Origin of the sequence: Stenotrophomonas sp. 2619 (assembly GCF_040548725.1) — a bacterium.
In the GTDB taxonomy this organism is placed as follows: domain Bacteria; phylum Pseudomonadota; class Gammaproteobacteria; order Xanthomonadales; family Xanthomonadaceae; genus Stenotrophomonas; species Stenotrophomonas maltophilia_AP.
On the sequence record NZ_JBEPSF010000021.1, the window covers coordinates 58,604 to 72,838 of the forward strand.

The 14,235-nt window shown below is 69.3% G+C and carries 11 protein-coding genes; 8 read left to right on the forward strand and 3 right to left on the reverse strand.

The features are described 5' to 3' along the window. Positions 1–8 precede the first annotated feature (8 nt). Positions 9–422: a GFA family protein gene (locus tag ABIA71_RS18500; RefSeq protein WP_354287168.1), complete on the forward strand. Its 414-nt coding sequence runs from the start codon at positions 9–11 to the stop codon at positions 420–422. 272 nt (positions 423–694) lie between these two features. Here ABIA71_RS18500 and ABIA71_RS18505 read toward each other — a convergent pair whose 3' ends face one another. Then, positions 695–3,796, reverse strand: coding sequence for an efflux RND transporter permease subunit (locus tag ABIA71_RS18505; RefSeq protein ID WP_354287170.1), 3,102 nt, complete (start codon positions 3,794–3,796; stop codon positions 695–697). Between the two features lie 4 nt (positions 3,797–3,800). Then, positions 3,801–4,979, reverse strand: coding sequence for an efflux RND transporter periplasmic adaptor subunit (locus tag ABIA71_RS18510; protein WP_502961281.1), 1,179 nt, complete (start codon positions 4,977–4,979; stop codon positions 3,801–3,803). A gap of 253 nt (positions 4,980–5,232) precedes the next feature. On the opposite strand from ABIA71_RS18510, the gene ABIA71_RS18515 reads away from it, so the two are divergent. The 3 genes from ABIA71_RS18515 (at position 5,233) to ABIA71_RS18525 (ending at position 9,470) form a co-directional block, all read left to right on the forward strand. Continuing rightward, positions 5,233–5,916 carry a response regulator transcription factor gene (locus ABIA71_RS18515; protein WP_354287172.1) on the forward strand — a complete coding sequence of 228 codons (684 nt, stop codon included), beginning with the start codon at positions 5,233–5,235 and terminating at the stop codon, positions 5,914–5,916. Continuing rightward, positions 5,894–7,279 carry a sensor histidine kinase gene (locus ABIA71_RS18520; RefSeq protein WP_354287173.1) on the forward strand — a complete coding sequence of 462 codons (1,386 nt, stop codon included), beginning with the start codon at positions 5,894–5,896 and terminating at the stop codon, positions 7,277–7,279. Before ABIA71_RS18515 ends, ABIA71_RS18520 begins: the two co-directional genes overlap by 23 nt. A gap of 91 nt (positions 7,280–7,370) precedes the next feature. Further along, complete coding sequence (locus tag ABIA71_RS18525; protein ID WP_354287175.1) at positions 7,371–9,470, forward strand: TonB-dependent siderophore receptor; 2,100 nt, start codon at positions 7,371–7,373, stop codon at positions 9,468–9,470. Here ABIA71_RS18525 and ABIA71_RS18530 read toward each other — a convergent pair. After that, positions 9,454–10,977: an MFS transporter gene (locus ABIA71_RS18530; protein WP_354287177.1), complete on the reverse strand. Its 1,524-nt coding sequence runs from the start codon at positions 10,975–10,977 to the stop codon at positions 9,454–9,456. The two genes, ABIA71_RS18525 and ABIA71_RS18530, sit on opposite strands and share 17 nt — an antisense overlap. A 106-nt stretch (positions 10,978–11,083) precedes the next feature. Between ABIA71_RS18530 and ABIA71_RS18535 the strand changes: the two genes are divergently transcribed. Genes ABIA71_RS18535 through ABIA71_RS18550 form a run of 4 tightly spaced genes read left to right on the forward strand, consistent with a single transcriptional unit; the run spans position 11,084 to position 14,209 of the window. After that, the gene (locus ABIA71_RS18535) at positions 11,084–12,007 is read left to right on the forward strand and encodes a LysR family transcriptional regulator (protein WP_354287179.1); all 924 of its coding nucleotides are present in this window, start codon (positions 11,084–11,086) and stop codon (positions 12,005–12,007) included. Between the two features lie 58 nt (positions 12,008–12,065). After that, positions 12,066–13,202 carry a PepSY-associated TM helix domain-containing protein gene (locus ABIA71_RS18540; RefSeq protein WP_354287181.1) on the forward strand — a complete coding sequence of 379 codons (1,137 nt, stop codon included), beginning with the start codon at positions 12,066–12,068 and terminating at the stop codon, positions 13,200–13,202. After that, the gene (locus tag ABIA71_RS18545) at positions 13,199–13,381 is read left to right on the forward strand and encodes a hypothetical protein (RefSeq protein WP_354287183.1); all 183 of its coding nucleotides are present in this window, start codon (positions 13,199–13,201) and stop codon (positions 13,379–13,381) included. Before ABIA71_RS18540 ends, ABIA71_RS18545 begins: the two co-directional genes overlap by 4 nt. Positions 13,382–13,411: 30 nt before the next feature. Beyond that, positions 13,412–14,209 carry a hypothetical protein gene (locus ABIA71_RS18550; RefSeq protein WP_354287185.1) on the forward strand — a complete coding sequence of 266 codons (798 nt, stop codon included), beginning with the start codon at positions 13,412–13,414 and terminating at the stop codon, positions 14,207–14,209. Positions 14,210–14,235: the final 26 nt, after the last annotated feature.

The window sequence follows — 14,235 nt, forward strand, 5'->3', positions numbered from 1 at the left end:
CGCTTGCAATGCCCGGTCTTCATTCCATCGGCGGGGTGCCGATCCAGCGCCACCACCTGGCCCGCTGCCATTGCGGCGCGGTGGTCCTGCGCCTGCACCTGCCCGACGGCGTGCTGTCGCCGCGCCGGTGCGACTGCTCGCTGTGCCGGCGCAAGGGCGCGATCGTGGGGTCGGTGAAGCTGGACGACCTGGAGGTCATCGAGGGCGAGCACGCGCTTCGGCTGTACCAGTTCAACACGCACGTGGCCAAACACTGGTTCTGTGGCACCTGCGGCATCTACACCCACCACCAGCGGCGCTCATCGCCGGACGAATACGGCTACAACCTGGGCTGCCTGGACGGCATCAATCCGTATGCGCTGGGCGAGGTGCCGGTCAGCGACGGGGTCAATCACCCCTCGGACCGGCAGCCGGCTCAGTGACTGCGCCGCCGCGTCGGCGCGGCGACCTTCTGCCAGGGTGCCATCGAGGTGCGTCCCGCGCGTGCAGGCCGCTTGAGCAGCAGCCTGCGCTGCGCGGCATCGGGCAACGGCGGGGGCGTCACGGCCTCGCGGGCCGGGCGTGCGGGCCAGAGTCGGTCAAGCAACCACATGGCGTGTCTCCGTGGGGGACGGGGACGTGTCACGTTACCGGCGCCCCGGCATACGCCGGGTGAGGTCCGCACGACAGTCATGTGACGGCCACGCTGCGCCGATCACACCGCCGGCGCGGCCCTGCCCAGCCGCCGCACCAGCACGAAGAACAGCGGCACCAGCACGATCGCCAACAGCGTGCCCGACAGCATACCGCCGATCACGCTCATGCCGATCTCGCGGCGGCTGACCGCGCCCGCGCCGGTGGCCAGGGCCAGCGGGATGACGCCGGCGATGAAGGCCAGCGAGGTCATCACGATCGGGCGCAGGCGCAGGCGCGCGCCCTGCAGCGCCGCGTCCACCGCCGAACTGCCGGCACGGTACCGGGCTTCGGCAAACTCCACGATCAGAATGGCGTTCTTGGCCGACAACCCGATGGTGGTGAGCAGGCCCACCTGGAAGTAGATGTCATTGACGAACCCGGCCGCCGTGGTGGCCAGCACGGTGCCCAGCACGCCCAACGGAATCACCAGCAGCACGGCCACCGGCACCGTCCAGCTCTCGTAGAGCGCGGCCAGGCACAGGAAGATGAAGGCGATCGACGCCGCATACAGCCACAGCGTCTGGTTGCTCGACAGCTGCTCCTGGTACGACAGCCCGCTCCATTGCAGTTCGAAGCCGGGCTCGGCGGCCACCAGCGCCTGCATGCGCTGCATCGCCTCGCCGGAACTGCGTCCTTCGGCAGCGCTACCCTGGATCTCCCTCGCCGGCAGGCCGTTGAAGCGCTGCTGCAGTTGCGGGCCGCGTGCCCAGTGGCTGCTGGCGAAACTGGCGAAGGAGGCCATCTGCCCGTCGCTGCCGCGCACGTACCACTGGCCGATGTCGTCGGGCACGCTGCGGTAGGGCTGGTCGCCCTGCAGGTAGACGCGCTTGACCCGGCCCCGGTCGAGGAAGTCGTTGACGTAGGTACCGCCCCAGGCCGCCGCCAGGGTGCTGTTGATGTCGGCCTGCGCCAGCCCCAACGCACTGGCCTGGGCATGGTCGATGTCCAGGTGCAGTTCGGCCTTGTCGCCCAGCCCGTTCAAGCGCACCGAGCTGAGCCCGTCGTCCTGGTTGGCCGCGCCCACCACCCGCTGCTGCGCCGCCTGCAGCGCAGCGCGTCCGGACGCGCTGCTGTCCTGCAGCCACAGTTCAAAGCCGCTGGACTGGCCCAGCCCGCGCACCGCCGGCGGCGCCAGCACGTTGACCTTGGCATCGGCCAGCCCGCGGAAATGCGCGTTGGCGCGCGCGATGATCGCCGCGGCGGTGTTGTCACCATCCCGCTCGCCCCAGGGCTTGAGCGCCAGGAAGCCCTGCCCGGCGTTCTGCCCGGTGCCGGCGTTGTTGCGCCCCACCACCACGAACGCGGCCTCCAGGTTCTGCTGTTCGTTCTGCAGGAAGTACTGGCTGATCTGCGCGCCCAGCGCCTCGGTGCGCGCCATCGGCGTGCCTTCCGGGGTGGAAAACTGGAACATCACCTGCCCCTGGTCTTCCACCGGCAGGAAGCCGGTGGGCATGCGGGCATACAGGGCCACCATGGCCACGATCACCAGCAGGTAGAACGCCATCCAGCGCTTGGGCGCGGCCACCACGCCGCCCAGCCGCCGCCGGTAACCGTCCTGGCTGCGCTCCACGCCGCGGTTGAACCAGGCAAAGAAACGGCCAGGGGGTTTCTGCGCGGCGGAGGGTTTGAGCAGCGTGGCGCACAGCGCCGGCGTCAAGGTCAGCGCGACCAGCGCCGACAGCGCCATCGCCGAAGCAATGGTGATCGAGAACTGCCGGTAGATGATGCCGGTGGAACCGCCGAACAACGCCATCGGCAGGAACACCGCGCCCAGCACCACGGTGATGCCGACCAGCGCGCCGGTGATCTCGCCCATGGATTTTTCGGTGGCTTCGCGCGGCGGCAGGTGTTCCTCGTGGATGATGCGTTCCACGTTCTCCACCACCACGATGGCATCGTCCACCAGCAACCCGATCGCCAGCACCATCGCAAACAGGGTGAGCGTGTTGATGGTGAACCCGGCCACCGCCAGCACCCCGAACGTGCCCAGCAGCACCACCGGCACGGTGATCGCCGGGATCAGCGTGGCGCGCACGTTCTGCAGGAACAGGAACATCACGATCACCACCAGCACGATGGCCTCGATGAGCGTGTGGATCACCCCTTCGATGGAGACCCGCACGAACGGCGTGCTGTCACGCGGGTACGCCACCTGCACGCCAGGCGGGAAGCCCGGGCGCAGTTTCTCGATGGTGGCGCGTACCGCGTCGGCGGTTTCCAGCGCGTTCGCGCCGGAGGCCAGCGTTACCGAAAAACCCGCCGCCGGGTAGCCGTTGAGGTAGCTGCTGGTCTGGTAATTCTCCGCGCCGATCTCCACCCGTGCCACATCGGCCAGGTGCACCGCCGCACCACTGGGCAGCGTGCGCAGGATGATCGTGCGGAACTGTTCGGGGGTCTGCAACCGCGACTGCGCGGTGACCGTGGCCGTGAGGCTCTGCGTGGGCGCGGCCGGCAACGCGCCGAGTTCACCGGCAGTCACCTGCGTGTTCTGCGCTTCGATGGCGCTGCGCACATCGGCGGGCATCAAATTGAAGGCACGCAGCTTGTGCGGGTCCAGCCAGATGCGCATGGCGTACTGCGCACCGAACACATTGATCTCGCCCACGCCCGGAATGCGGCTGATCGGGTCCTGTACGTTGCTGACCAGGAAGTCGGATACATCCACGCGCTCCATGCGCCGGCTGGTGTCGTACAGCGACACCACCATCAACGCATCGCCCTGCGACTTGGCCACGGTCACGCCCTGCTGCTGCACTTCCTGCGGCAGCCGGTTGATGGCCTGGTTGACGCTGTTCTGCACCTGCACCTGGGCGATGTCCGGGTTGGCGCGCTGGTCGAAGGTGACCGTGATCCGCGCCTGGCCCGAAGACGAACTGGTGGAGGAGAAATACAGCAGGTGGTCGATGCCTTTGATCTGCTGTTCGATCACCTGGGTGACGCTGTCTTCCACGGTCTGCGCCGAGGCACCGGTGTAGTTGGCGGTGATGTTGACCTGCGGTGGGGCGATGTCCGGGTACTGCTCCACCGGCAGCTGGGTCACCGCAATCGCGCCCAGCGCCATGATGCAGATCGCCAGCACCCAGGCGAACACCGGGCGATGGATGAAGAAACGCGGCAGCATGCGCTCAGCCCTTCCCGGCGGGGGCGGCGGCAGGCTTCACCCGCACCGGCATGCCGTCGGCCAGGCCCTGTGCGCCGGCCACCACCACCCGTTCGCCGGCCGCGATGCCATCCAGCACCAGCCATTGGTTGCCCACCGCGCGGGCGGTGCGGAACACGCGCAACCGCGCCTTGCCGTCGGCGTCCACCACCCACGCCTGCGCCTCGCCCTTGGGGCTGCGATCCACCGCCGCCTGCGGCACCAGCAGCGCCTGCTGGCGGATGCCCTGGCCCACCTGGCCGCGTACGTACATGCCCGGCAGCAGCTGCCCGTCCGGATTGGGGAACTGCGCGCGCAGGGTGATGCTGCCGGTGGCCTGTTCGACATCGATGTCGGCAAATTCCAGCGTGCCCGGCAGCGGGTACTCGGTGCCGTCGGACAGGCGCAGCCGCACCGGCGCAGTACTGGCCTGCACGCCGCCCTCGGCGATCGCCCGGCGCAGCGCCAGGTATTCGTTGCTGGACTGGGTGATGTCCACGTTCATCGGGTCCACCTGCTGGATCCGCGCCAGCGGTTCGGCCTGGCCGGAGGTGACCAGCGCGCCCGGGGTGAACAGCGCGCGGCCGATGCGGCCGGCGATCGGCGCGGTAACCGTGGCAAAGCCCAGCCGGGTGCGTGCGGTATCGCGGGCGGCCTGCGCGGCCTGCACGGCCGCGGCCGCCTGCTGACCACTGGCAATGGCGTCGTCCACGTCCTGGCGCGCGGCCAGCTGGTCCTTGCCCAGCGCCTGCAGCCGCTGCGCGCGCAGGCGCGCGGCCACCGCCGTGGCCTCGGCGGTCTTCAGGTTGGCCTGCGCCTCGTTCAGCGCGGCCTGGTACAGCGCCGGTTCGATCTGGAACAACGGTTGCCCGGCCCGCACCATCTGGCCCTGCTCGAACAACCGCGCCACCAGTACCCCGTCCACCTGTGGGCGCACTTCCGATTCCTGCGAGGCCACGGTGCGCCCCGGCAGCTCCTGCTCCAGTGCCAGCGGCTGGGCCTGCAGGGTCAGCACGCTCACCTCCGGCGCGGCCGGTGCCGCCTTGGGCGCGTCCTTGCCGCAGGCCGCCAGCAGGGTGGCCATGCCCAAGGCGAGCCAGGGCGCGCGCCAGGCCAGGGGCGACGGCCGGGCACGGGCCGGGAAGGAGGAATACGTGGGGGTCATCGGTTGCGGGGTTCCAGGCGTGGGGGAAGCGCTGGGCGTGCCGCCAAAGGAACGGCGCACGGCCCGGAGACGTCGATACCCAAGGCAGACGTCCTGTGTGGACGCGCGCGGCCAGGGCCGCAGCGGGGTTCCACGGGGCCGAATATAGAAGACGCAGCGGCGCGATCCAGCGAAGAACGCATGAAACATTTTTCATTTGCCCTGGCTGCGCCTGGTTGCGACGATGCACGGGACCCCGCCTTCAAAGTGGCCCATGCCGCGCGTACTCACCATCGAGGACGACCTTGTCACCGCCGAGGAAATCGCCACCGAACTGCGCAGCCACGGCTTCGAGGTGGACCTGGTGGCCGACGGCGACACCGGCTTGGCAATGGCGCGGCGCGGCGACTACGCGGTGATCACCCTGGACCGCATGTTGCCCGGCATCGACGGCCTGGCCCTGGTCACCGCCTTGCGGCGCGACGGCATCACCACCCCGGTACTGATGATCAGCGCGTTGTCCGACGTGGACGAACGCGTGCGCGGGCTGCGCGCCGGCGGCGACGACTACCTGACCAAGCCGTTCGCCTCCGATGAAATGTCGGCGCGCGTGGAAGTGCTGATCCGCCGCCATGGCCAGGCCAGCGTCGCCGACAACGTCCTGCGCGCCGGCGATCTGGAACTGGACCTGATGACCCGCTCGGTGCGCCGCGCCGGGCAGGAGATCGCGCTGCTGCCCACCGAATTCAAACTGCTGGAATTCCTGGTCCGAAACGCGGGCCAGGTGGTCACCCGCAGCATGCTGTTCCAGGAAGTGTGGGGCTACCACTTCGACCCTGGCACCAACCTGATCGACGTGCACATCGGGCGCGTGCGCAAGCGCATCGAACACCCCGGCCGCGAGCAGCCGATCAAGACCGTCCGCGGAACCGGCTATGTCCTCGACCCACACCCCTGAGCAATGGCGCTCGTCCAGCAGCCGCCTGCTGGGCCTGTACTGCATCCTGTTCGTGGCCTGGTCGAGCATGCTGCTCGGGGTGATGTACTGGCGCATCTCCGACTATCTCAGCGACCTGTCCGAATCGGGCCTGCAGCAGCGCGCGCACCTGTTCATGACCTTCGAAGGCGCGGCGCTGGATGACGCCCTGCGCGACAGCCTCCGCTACGACCTGCACCAGGTGTACGCCTACGGCCTGTTCACGGCCGCCGGGCAACCGCTGGCGGGTCCGTTGGTGGCGGTGCCGGCCGGGCTGCCGGTCGACGGCCGCTCGCATCCGGTGGATGGCTGGGTACTGGCCACCGGCAAGCGCGATGAACCGGGCAGTGCGCTCGGCGTGGCCACCCACGACGGCCGGGTGCTGGTGTTCGTCCGCCAGAACGGCAAGCTCACCGCGGTCAACAGCATCATCCTCGACGCCCTGCTGTGGGGCGTGTCGCTGACCGTCATTCCCGGGCTGGCCGGCTGGCACATCCTGCGACGGCGTCCGTTGAAGCGCATCCAGCAGATCGAGGCGGCCACCAATCGCATCGTCGCCGGTGATCTGGGGCAGCGCCTGCCCGTGTCGGACCGGCGCGACGAGATCGACCGCCTGTCCAGCATCGTCAACGCCATGCTCGAGCGCATCGAACAGCTGATGACCGAGGTCAAAGGGGTGTGCGACAGCATCGCGCACGACCTGCGCACGCCGCTTACCCGACTTCGCGCCCACCTCTACCGCACCCGGGTAGCGCTGGACGAGCACGACCCGCACGCAAGCCAGATCGACAAGGCGCTGCTCGAGACCGACCTGCTGATGGCACGCTTCGCCGCTCTGCTGCGCGTGTCGGAACTGGAAAGCCACCAACGCCGCTCGGCATTCGTCGATATCGACGTGGCCGACCTGCTGCAGGAAGTGCATCAGTTCTACCTGCCGCTGGCCGAAGAAAAGCAGCAGGTGCTGGCGCTGGAGATCGCGCCGTCGCTGGCGCCGGTCAGCGGCGACCGCGAGCTGCTGTTCGAAGCACTGGCCAACCTGCTGTCCAACGCGCTGCGCTTCACCCCCGAACATGGCCGCATCCTGCTGCGGGCGGTGGACGACGGCGGCGCCACCCGCATCGATGTCATCGACAACGGCCCGGGCATCGCCCCGCAGGACCGCGCCCTGGTCTACCAGCGCTTCTTCCGCGGCGGCGCCGAGGCCGGGCATGGCGAAGGCTTCGGGCTGGGCCTGTCGATCGTGGCAGCGATCGTCGGCCTGCACGGGTTCCGCCTGCGCACCGACGCCAGCCCGGACGGCGGTGCCTGGCTGAGCATCCGCTGCGTGGCCGACGCCCTCCACTGAAGGGGCCCAATCCGTTCAGTTTGAGAATCATTTGTATTCGCAATAGGCCATCCGGATAATCCGTCGCCACCTGCCTGCCCGGACCGCCCCGATGCCTGCCCTGCCCCGTTCCCGCACCCTGCTGCTGTTGTCGCTGGCCACCCCCACCCTGCTGGCTTCGGCCATCGCCCAGGCCCAGGACAACAGCGCTGCACGTACCCTGGATGCGGTGACCGTGGTGGCCGAGCGCGCCAGCACCGCCACCAAGACCGACACCCCGCTCACCCAGACCCCGCAGGCGATCAGCGTGGTGACGCGCGAGCTGTTCAGCGACCGCGGCGCGCACAACCTGCAGGAAACCCTGCGCTACAGCGCCGGCGTCACCGCCGACGCCTACGGCCTGGATACCCGCAGCGACGGCAGCACCGTGCGCGGCCTGGACCCGGTGCAGTACCTGGACGGCCTGCGCCGCAGCTACGGCTTCAACCCGATGGCACGCACCGAGGTGTATGGCCTGGAGCGGGTGGAAGTGCTGCGCGGCCCGTCGTCGGTGCTGTACGGCGCCGGCGCCACCGGCGGCATCATCAACGCCATGACCAAGCGCCCCACCTTCACCGACATCGGCGGCGAACTGGGCGTGCAGCTGGGCAACTTCGACCGCAAGCAGTTCCAGGGCGACATCGGCGGCAGCCTCAACGACACCGGCACCGTGGCCGGCCGCGTGGTCGGCCTGGTCCGCAATGCGGGCATGCAGACCGACGGCGTCGACGACGACCGTCTGTACATCGCCCCCTCCATCAGCTGGCGCGGCGAGCGCAGCAACCTCACCCTGCTGGCCAGCTACCAGCACGACAAGACCGCCTCCAGCCAGCAGTTCCTGCCGGTGGTGGCCACCTTGAACGCACCGGCCGGTCGGCCGCGCCTGGACCCGTCGACCTTCCTCGGCGACCACGACTTCGACATGCTCGATTCGCGCGTGTACAGCCTCACCGCGCTGTTCGACCACGCCTTCAGCGACACCGTCAGCCTGCGCTCCTCGGTGCGCTACCTGGACGGCAAGACCGAGTTCCGCGAGCTGTACCCGGACACCTACACCAACCCGACCGACCCGTTCATCGATGCCGACAAGCGCGTGGTCAACCGCAACGCCTACGGCGTGCGCCCGGACGTGCGCGTGCTGACCAGCGACACCGCGCTGCAGTTCGACGTGGCCACCGGCGCGTTCCAGCACCTGCTGCTGGCTGGCGTGGACTACACCGACTACCGCGAAGAATCGCTGAGCCTGGATGCCACGCCCACGCCGATCGACATCTACGCACCGGTTTCCACCGGCGTCACCATCAACGGCTGGAACCGCCTGCCCAACCAGCGCACCACCCAACTGGGCGTCTACGTGCAGGACCAGATCCGTTGGGCCGACCGCGTCTCGCTGGTGCTCGGCGCGCGCCGTGACCATGCGCGCAGCAAGACCGAAGGCCTGCCCAGCCAGACCGACAACGCCACCACCTACCGCGCCGGCCTGATCGGCGACATCGGCGCGGGCGTCTCGCCGTATATCAGCTACAGCGAGTCGTTCCTGCCGGTCAACGGCCAGGACCTGTACGGCCGCGCGTTCAAGCCGATGCAGGGCCACCAGACCGAAGCCGGCGTGAAGTGGCAGCCGGCGCGCACCATGCTGGTCACCGCCTCGGTCTACCGCATCACCGAAACCAACCGGCAGACCAACGATCCGGACAACGTGCTCAACGTCATCCAGACCGGTGAAATCCAGTCCAAGGGCGTCGAGCTGGAAGGCCAGTTTTCCTTCGCCAACGACCTCACCGTCACCGCCGCCTACGCGCGCAACAAGGCCGAAGTCACCAAGAGCAACTTCGCCATGGAAGTGGACCAGCGCCTCAACGACACCCCGCAGGAGCTGACCTCGCTGTGGATCTCCAAGGGCGTCCAGCTCGATGCCGACGCGCGCCTGCGCGTGGGCGTGGGTGGCCGCTATGTCGGCAACACCCAGTCGCTCGGCTACGGCGGTTTCATCCGCACGCCGAGCTACACGCTGATCGACGGCCTGTTCGAAGTGCAGGTTACCGACTGGACTATGGCGCTGAACATCACCAACCTCACCGACAAGAAGTACTTCGCGCCGTGCCGCAATTTCGGCGACTGCTTCACCGGCAACCCGCGCACGGTCACCGGCACGATCAGCTACCGGTTCTGACCGCCGCCGGTGCCGGCGACCGCCCCAGCAGCGCATGCACCAGCAGCGCGCTGGCGGCGGTGAGCACGGCCAGCCCGCGCAGCAGTGCCACCAGCGCCTCGCTGCTGGCCTGCTGCAGCACCTGCGGCGGCAGGCCCGGCAGCAGCGCGGTGGCCTGGGTCAACGACCCGGTGGCCAGGTAGGCACCGGCCCGCGAAAGCGTGGCGGCCGGCAAGCGGCCGTCCACACCCAACCGCTGCGCCACCAGCATCGCCAGCAACGCGGTGACCGCAGCCAGCGCAATGCCCTCGCCGGCCACCCGCACCGTGCCGAAGATCCCCGCCGCCATGCCGGCGCGCTGCACCGGCACCACGCTCACCGACAACCCGTCCATCAGCCCCCACGGCAGCGCCGTGCCCGCGCCGATCAGGAGCAATGCCGGCCACCACTGCGCGGGCGGTGCGTGCAGCACCTGGCGGGACAGCAAGTACAAGCCCGCCGCACAGACCAGCAGCCCCACCACACACAACCGCGCCGCCCCCACCTGCCGCGACCAGCGGGCTGCCAGCATCGGCAGCACCAGCATCGGTGCCGACAACGCCAGCATCTGCAGGCCCACCCGGGTCGGCGACTGCCCCTGCACCCCGAGCAGGTGGAGTGGCAGCACCACCAGCAGCACCACGTACCCCAGGCAGGTGGCCACCGGCAGCAACTGCACGCCGAGGAAACGGCGCTGCGCGAACAGCGACAGATCCAGCAGCGGCGGCCGCGCCCGCGCTTCCACCCGCACGAACAGCACCAGCAACAGCAGCGTGGCCAGCGCCGCGCCGATCACCTGCGGCGACCCCGCGCCGTGTTCGGCCAGTACCAGCAGCATCACCGTCAGCGCGGCCAGCATCAGGCTGAAGCACAGCATGCCAGCCACGTCCAGACGCGCCGGCGGGCCGCGGCTTTCGTCCAGGTGGCGCAAGGCCAGCGCCCAGCCTGCCAGCGCCAGCACCCCACCACTGGCAAACACCGCGCGCCAGCCCAGCGTCTGCAGCAGCAGGCCGGCCAGCAGCGGCCCCAGCGCCAGCCCCACCCCGAACATCGTGCCCATCAGCGCGAACACCCGCGTACGCGCATGGCCTTGGAAACGCTGCGCCAACGCCGCACTGCCCGACGCCAATGCGGCGGCGGCAGCCACACCCTGCAGGCCGCGCGCCAGGTCCAGCGCGCGCAGGTCCGCGGCCAGGCACACCGCCAACGTTGCCAGCACGAAGCCCGCGCTGCCGCACAGGAACAGCCGGCGACGACCGAACCGGTCGGCCAGTCCCCCGGCGGCCAGCAACAGGCTGCCGAAACTGAGCATGAAGGCGTTGGTGACCCACGCCAGCGCGCTCGGCGCGCCCTGGAACCGGCCGGCCAGCGCTGGCACCGCCACCGCACCGGCCGAGAAGGACAACGGCAGCGCGAGCGCCACCAGGCATACCGCCAGCACGCCCCAGCGCGGATCGCGGCGCAGCTCATCACAGGACAACACAGACATGGGGGATCCAGACACCAAGGGAAATTGACGATACAGCGGCGTCTATCCAGCAAAAACGCCCGCGATGGCATTTGATTACGGACGTTTGTTCCGCAATCATCGCCCCATGGATTCGCTGACCGCCCTGCTCGCCTTCGTCCGCACCGCCGAAACCGCCAGCTTCGTCGGCGCTGCCCGCAGCCTCGGGCTGTCGCCTTCCACGGTGGGCAAGCGCATTGCACGCCTGGAGCAGCAGCTGGGCGTGCGCCTGTTCCAGCGCACCACGCGGCGGGTGCACCTCACCGAAGAAGGCGAGCTGCTGCTGCAGCGCTGCCGACGCGCGTTGGATGAGCTGTCCGATGTGCAAGCCGACCTGGCCCAGCGCCAGCAGTCGCCCCGCGGTCTGCTGCGGGTGGGCCTGCCCACCATCGGCTACCGCTTCCTGCTGCCGCTGTTGCCGCTGTTCCGGCAACGCTACCCGGACGTGCAGCTGGAGCTGGACTTCAACGACCGCCTGGTCGATGTGGTCAGCGAAGGGCTGGACGTGGTGATCCGCAGCGGTGAACTGGCCGACTCCAGCCTGATGGCGCGCCGCCTGGGACCGTTCCACTTCGTGCTGTGCGCCGCGCCGGCGCACCTGCACGCGCACGCAGAACCGACCACGCTGGCGCAGCTGGCAACGCATCCAGCGGTGCGCTTCCGCTACCCCACCACTGGCAAGCTGCAGCCGTGGTTGCTGCCCGGGCACGATGGCGATGCCGGCGCCGCGCTGGCCACGGTGATGACCTGCAACAACATGGAAGCCCTGCTCGCCGCCGCGATCGGGGGGCTGGGCGTGGCGTGGATGCCCGACTTCCTGGCCGCCGACGCGCTGGCCGACGGCCGGCTGCAGGCGCTGCTGCCCGACCACCCGCGGCAGCCCGGCCAGTTCTCACTGCTGTGGCCGGGCACGCGGCAGCCCAGTGCGCGCCTGCGGGTGTTCATCGACTTCATGGCTGAGCACCTGTTCAGCGCCGCACCGTCGCCGCCTGCTGCACGCGCGCGGCGCTGACCGCTCCGGCCGCATCACGTACCATCGCCCGCATCCCTGCCAGCCCTGCGCCAGCCGAATGCAACGATCCACCCTCAACGCCTGGTTCCTCGTGCACAAGTGGACCAGTCTGGTCTGCACCGTGTTCCTGCTGCTGTTGTGCCTGACCGGCCTGCCGCTCGTGTTCGGCGAAGAGATCGCCCACCTGGCCGAACCGCACGTGGACGCACCGGCCACCGATGCCGCCCCGCGCGATCTGGACGCACAGGTGCGCACCGCGCTGGCGCAGTACCCGGGCAACGTGCCGCTGTTCGTCGGCTGGGACCCGGACGCGCCTACCGTGTACGTCAACACCGGTGCCCGCGCCGACACCCCACCCCCGCAGATGCAGACCGCGCTGCTGCATGCGATCAGCGGCGAGGTGCTGCCGGCCGCGCAGTTCAACGAAGGGGTGATGTACTTCCTGTACCGCCTGCACACCGATCTGTTCCTGGGCCTGCCCGGCATGCTGTTCATGGGCGTGATGGGCCTGCTGTTCGCCGTGGCGATCATCTCCGGCCTGGTGCTCTACGGCCCGTTCATGCGCAAGCAGCCGTTCGGCACCCTGCGCACCGGGCGCAGCCGTCGTCTGGCCTGGTTGGACCTGCACAACGTGCTGGGCGTCGTCACCCTGGGCTGGGCGCTGGTGGTGGGTATCACCGGGGCGATCAACACCGTGGCCAAGCCGCTCGAACAGGCGTGGCAAGGCGAGCAGCTGGGCGAATTCGCCGCACGCTACGCCGGCCAGCCACGCCCCACCACGCTGGCCTCGCTGCAGGCGGCGGTGGACACCGCGCGCGATGCGGAACCGGGCATGCGCCCGGCGTTCGTCAGCTTCCCCGGCACCGGCTACAGCGGCAACCACCACTATGGTGTGTTCATGCAGGGCAACAGCGCACTCACCGAACGCCTCTACCGCCCGGTGCTGATCGACGCGCAGACCGGCGCGCTCACCGCGCAGCCGCAGCTGCCGCTCTACATGAGCGTACTGCTGCTCAGCCAGCCGCTGCACTTCGGTGATTACGGCAAGCTGCCATTGAAGATCCTTTGGGCGCTGCTGGACCTGCTCACCATTGGCGTGCTCATCAGCGGCCTGTACCTGTGGTTCAAGCGCGGCAGCACCGAAGCGCGCGTGAGTGAGATCGAACGCGCTGCACGTACCGGAGTTGCCGAATGAGCCGGCCCTCGCCTGCCCCGCGCAGCCCGTTCGTCGCCCCGGCCTGGATCGCCGCAGCCAGCCTGCTGGGGCTGGTCAGCGCGTTGCTCGGCGATGGCATCTTCGATGCGGTGTCGTGGCTGATCTTCGCCGGTCTGGTGGCGCTGGCGGTGCGCGCCTGGGTCAAACGCACCCGTTAAACTGTCCGGCCTGCATACCGAACGGCCGCCATGACCCTCACCCACCGCAGCGTGCTCAACCTCTTGGCCGGCGGCGAACGGGTAGAGGCGATCGAATCTGACGTGAAGCGCTGCGCGTTGTGGGCGCGCCTTTCCCCCGACAAGGCTGCGCGTGATCCGGCCGAGATCGGTGCGGAGGTCATTGCCACCCTGATGCTGCGCTGGCAGTGCATCCTGGACAGCGACGACAGCATCGCCACCCCGCTGTACCGCCACACCACCGCACTGGCGCTGGCCACCGCAGTGCACCAGCAGGGGTTCGCATCCGCCGCGCTGACCGGCCAGGCCATCGCGGCGATCAGCGCCTTGAGCGAGGCGGGGGCCTTGAGCGATCACTTCCGCCGCAAGAGCGCGCAGATCGCCAGCCTGTTGGAAAGCGAACCGGTGATGCCAGCGCGCCGCCCGGGCATGCAGAAGTCCTTCACCCAATGGCGCGCCGGTGACATCGCCTCGGTGCACGTGGACGGCCAGTACCATGCCTTCTACGTGCTGAGCGCCAACCAGGGCGCACCGGTGGTCGAGTTCTATGACTACCTCGGCCCTGTCGCGCCCACCCTGGACGTGCTGGCGACGCTACCGGCGCGCGGCACCTCGCCGGATCCGAAGGACAACTACCTGCATCGTCTGGCCCTGTACGGCCTGGTCCACCAACCGGATCCGGCGAACCAGTTCGTTCTGCTCGCCAGCGGCGCCGAAGGGCCGGACAACCGCCACCTGCTTCGGCGCGACGGGCTGTACACCGTCAGCGACGTGTTCCGCACCCTCCATTGGCTACGTGCGTACCGCTGAACCGCATAGCATCGCCGGTCAGCGCG

Bases quoted from the DNA above. Each gene is read 5' to 3' on its own strand.
- ABIA71_RS18525 (WP_354287175.1), top strand. From the start codon at position 7,371: ATGCCTGCCCTGCCCCGTTCCCGCACCCTGCTGCTGTTGTCGCTGGCC.
- ABIA71_RS18540 (WP_354287181.1), top strand. From the start codon at position 12,066: ATGCAACGATCCACCCTCAACGCCTGGTTCCTCGTGCACAAGTGGACC.
- ABIA71_RS18500 (WP_354287168.1), top strand. From the start codon at position 9: ATGCCCGGTCTTCATTCCATCGGCGGGGTGCCGATCCAGCGCCACCAC.
- ABIA71_RS18550 (WP_354287185.1), top strand. From the start codon at position 13,412: ATGACCCTCACCCACCGCAGCGTGCTCAACCTCTTGGCCGGCGGCGAA.
- ABIA71_RS18535 (WP_354287179.1), top strand. From the start codon at position 11,084: ATGGATTCGCTGACCGCCCTGCTCGCCTTCGTCCGCACCGCCGAAACC.
- ABIA71_RS18520 (WP_354287173.1), top strand. From the start codon at position 5,894: ATGTCCTCGACCCACACCCCTGAGCAATGGCGCTCGTCCAGCAGCCGC.
- ABIA71_RS18505 (WP_354287170.1), bottom strand. From the start codon at position 3,796: ATGCTGCCGCGTTTCTTCATCCATCGCCCGGTGTTCGCCTGGGTGCTG.
- ABIA71_RS18515 (WP_354287172.1), top strand. From the start codon at position 5,233: ATGCCGCGCGTACTCACCATCGAGGACGACCTTGTCACCGCCGAGGAA.
- ABIA71_RS18510 (WP_502961281.1), bottom strand. From the start codon at position 4,979: ATGACCCCCACGTATTCCTCCTTCCCGGCCCGTGCCCGGCCGTCGCCC.
- ABIA71_RS18530 (WP_354287177.1), bottom strand. From the start codon at position 10,977: ATGTCTGTGTTGTCCTGTGATGAGCTGCGCCGCGATCCGCGCTGGGGC.
- ABIA71_RS18545 (WP_354287183.1), top strand. From the start codon at position 13,199: ATGAGCCGGCCCTCGCCTGCCCCGCGCAGCCCGTTCGTCGCCCCGGCC.